The 1,465-nt window shown below is 36.9% G+C and carries 2 protein-coding genes; both read right to left on the reverse strand.

Annotation, left to right across the window (positions count from 1 at the left end; translation table 11 throughout):
• A partial coding sequence (locus tag JQM82_RS15600; RefSeq protein ID WP_235251331.1) for a glycosyltransferase occupies window positions 1–944 on the reverse strand: 944 nt, incomplete at its 3' end.
• A partial coding sequence (locus JQM82_RS15605; RefSeq protein ID WP_235251332.1) for a DapH/DapD/GlmU-related protein occupies window positions 941–1,465 on the reverse strand: 525 nt, incomplete at its 5' end. The genes JQM82_RS15605 and JQM82_RS15600, both read right to left, overlap by 4 nt.

Here is a 1,465-nt window from a genome sequence, read left to right on the forward strand (position 1 = left end):
GCCTTACTGTAAACATAATGAATCCAACGATATATACTTTGAAAATATGATACCACAAAAACCATCCCTTTGATTTTTATTCCAAGTTTTTTAGACAACACAATTTTTCTTAACTCTTTTCTAAGTTCGTGTACAGCTTCATCTCGAAGCTCTTGATAATTAATCTGTGTTGCATTTTCAATCAAAATTCTTAGATATCGTTCATACACTGCAGTATAATAAGATGCATCTTCATCTGATTTCTTTAGAATTGATGAAATCACAAAGTAACGATCTCGTCGCTTTTTTTCTGAGAGTACCCCACTTGTTGCCGAACCACTTCTCAATATATAGTGATATTTGGGCACATCGTAAAAAAAAGAATTCTCTGCTAAAGAAAACACTTCAAAATTGCATAACAGGTCTTCTGTCTCAGCCACACCAACAGGCAATCTAACTTGCTTAAACAATTCCGCTTTATAAAGCTTATTCCACAACCCAGGTTCAATTTTTGTACCCCTCATCAACTCAAGAAGTCCTTCATTACGCTTCAATCTAAGCTTTTCTCCAGTGTTGTAGTAATAATCTATTCTACTTGGATATACCATCTGATATCCACAGTGTGCAATATCAACCTGATATTCAGTAACAATCTGCATAAGGATTTCATACATATCAGGCTCTACATAATCGTCACCATCTACAAAACCAATATAATCACCCGTTGCCTGATCCAAACCGTGATTCCTTGCAACCGAAACACCACTATTCACTTGGTGAATTACCTTAATTCTTTCATCTTTGCCTGCGTACCGATCTGCAATCTTACCAGAGTCATCCGTCGAACCATCATCAACTAAAATGATCTCCAGATTCTGATATGTTTGCGACAGTATACTATCTAGACATCTAGGAAGAAATTGTTCTATATTATAAATTGGAACAATAATACTTATCTTACTCATTCAACATACCCCTTATTTCCCTCCAGCGCCTTCTTCATTTCATATCGGCGTTTCATGGAAACATTCTGACGAAGTGTATATGCCTCTGAGAAACATGGAGCTTTTGCCATTTTCGACCGTTCTTTTTCGATGTATTCTTCTGTTGAGCAGATCACTCGCGCTGGCGAACCAACCACAACAGAATTTGCAGGAACGGAATGAGTCACCGTACTATTTGCTCCAATAATCACGTTGTCACCAATGACAACACCAGGCATAACCACGCTTTCTGCTCCAATAAAAACATTGTTTCCAATCTTTACATTAGCAATTTTAGTATATCCCAAATAATGTTTTGTACTGGCATCATGGCAGAGTATATGCACCCTCGGCGCCACAGTCACATCATTGCCAATTTCAATAAGCCAACAATGATCTGGATCCAAAATCACATCATTCATACAATTAAAATTTTTCCCTACTACCATTCCTCTGGTAATAAGCTCCTCTGTTGTATGATTACCTCTTAATCTATATAGAAT

It is taken from the genome of Faecalicatena contorta, from assembly GCF_021531995.1.
GTDB lineage: Bacteria > Bacillota > Clostridia > Lachnospirales > Lachnospiraceae > Dorea_A > Dorea_A contorta_A.